The organism is Methylibium sp. T29 (assembly GCF_000576205.1).
Classification (GTDB): Bacteria; Pseudomonadota; Gammaproteobacteria; order Burkholderiales; family Burkholderiaceae_C; genus Methylibium; species Methylibium petroleiphilum.
This window is the reverse complement of record NZ_AZND01000438.1, coordinates 1-1,699: the sequence shown is the minus strand read 5'-3', so window position 1 is coordinate 1,699 and position 1,699 is coordinate 1. Positions and strand designations below refer to the sequence as shown.

General features: G+C 72.3%; 1 protein-coding gene and 1 pseudogene. Both read left to right on the top strand.

Annotated features, from left to right (window positions below; translation table 11 throughout):
* On the top strand, window positions 1-1,189 hold a 1,189-nt coding region (mdoH, locus tag x551_RS21825; protein ID WP_253950456.1), incomplete at its 5' end, for a glucans biosynthesis glucosyltransferase MdoH.
* Window positions 1,186-1,699: pseudogene (locus x551_RS27825) on the top strand (glucans biosynthesis glucosyltransferase MdoH); the annotation flags it as partial. The gene mdoH and the pseudogene x551_RS27825, both read left to right, overlap by 4 nt.

Sequence of the window (1,699 nt, the reverse complement as noted above, 5' to 3'; positions counted from 1 at the left end):
CGCTGGTCATCGGCAGCGCCGGCCTGGCACCGCGGTGCTGGACGGTGCCGCCGGGCCCGGTCACAGCGGCCCCTGGGCCGTGCTGCAGACGGGGCTGTTCGCGCTGCTGTTCGCCTGGGTGGCGGCCGGCTGCGTGACCGCGGTGATGGGCTACGTGAGCCTGCGCCGCGGCGACCACCATGCGCTGAGCCCCGAAGACGTGGCCGGCCGGCCGATCGCCGAGGACGCCCGCACCGCCGTGGTGATGCCGATCTGCAACGAGGACATCGCCACCGTCGTGGCCGGCCTGCGCGCCACCATCGAATCGCTGTCGCGCGCCGGCTCGTTCGACCGCTTCGACGTCTACATGCTGTCGGATACCGGCGACCTGACGCTGCGCGACGCCGAACTGGCCGCCTGGCGCGGCCTGCGCGAGGCGCTGGCCGCCGACGGATATGACAGCAGCCGCATCTACTACCGCTGGCGCCAGCGGCGCACCAAGCGCAAGGCCGGCAACGTGGCCGACTTCTGTCGCCGCTGGGGCCGCGACTACCGCTACATGGTGGTGCTCGACGCCGACAGCGTGATGAGCGGCGACGCACTGCTGACGATGGTGCGCCTGATGGAGGCCCAGCCCAAGGCCGGCATCATCCAGACCGCGCCCCGCTCCTGCGGCCACGATTCGCTGCACGCCCGCCTGCAGCAGTTCTCCGGCCGGGTGACCGGCCCGCTGTTCAGCGCCGGCCTGCGCTTCTGGCAACTGGGAGAATCGCACTACTGGGGCCACAACGCGATCCTGCGCGTCGAACCCTTCATGAAACACTGCGCGCTGGCGAAACTGCCCGGCAAGGGCGGCCTCAGCGGCGAGATCCTGTCGCACGACTTCGTCGAGGCGGCGCTGATGCGCCGGGCCGGGTACGAGGTGTGGCTGCTGCCCGAACTCGACGGCAGCTACGAGCAGGCGCCGCCGCACCTGATCGACGAACTGACGCGCGACCGTCGTTGGTGCCAGGGCAACCTGCAGAACGCCCGGCTGGTGGCCGAACCCGGCTTTGCCGGCGTGCACCGGGCGATGTTCGTCACCGGCGCCATGTCCTACGTGGCCTCGCCGATCTGGCTGGCGTTCGTGCTGCTGGGCGTGCTCCCTGGTTCGCCGGCGACGGCCTGCAGGCCGCGACCGAGGGGGCCGGCCTCCCGCTGGCGCAGATGATGCTGTGGAGCGCCACGCTCGCCCTGCTGCTCGTGCCTCGCGTGCTGGCGGTGCTGCTGGTGATCCGGCGCCGTCAGGAGGCCGGCTACGGTGGCCGCCAGACCCTCGTGACCAGCGCGCTGCTCGAAGCGCTGATGTCGGCAGTGCAGGCGCCGGTGCGCATGGTGGCCCACTCGATCTTCGTGCTGGGTGCGCTGACGGGGCTGAAGCTGAACTGGAAATCGCCCTCGCGGGAAGCCACCGCGGTCGGCTGGCGCGAGGCGATCGGGCGCTTCGGCGTCATCGGTGCGATCGTCGCCGCGGCACTGGCCTGGTGGCTGGCCGGCCAGCCCGGTGAGGCCTGGCGCGTGCTGCCGCTGGCCTTGCCCCTGGTGCTGGCCGTGCCGCTGGCGGTGCTCACCAGCCGCAGCGAGTTCGGCCTGGCCTGGCGTCGCCGTGGCTGGCTGCTGATTCCGAGGAATCGCGCGCGCCGGCGGTGCTGCAGGCCGCCTGGCGCTACGCCGGCGTGGT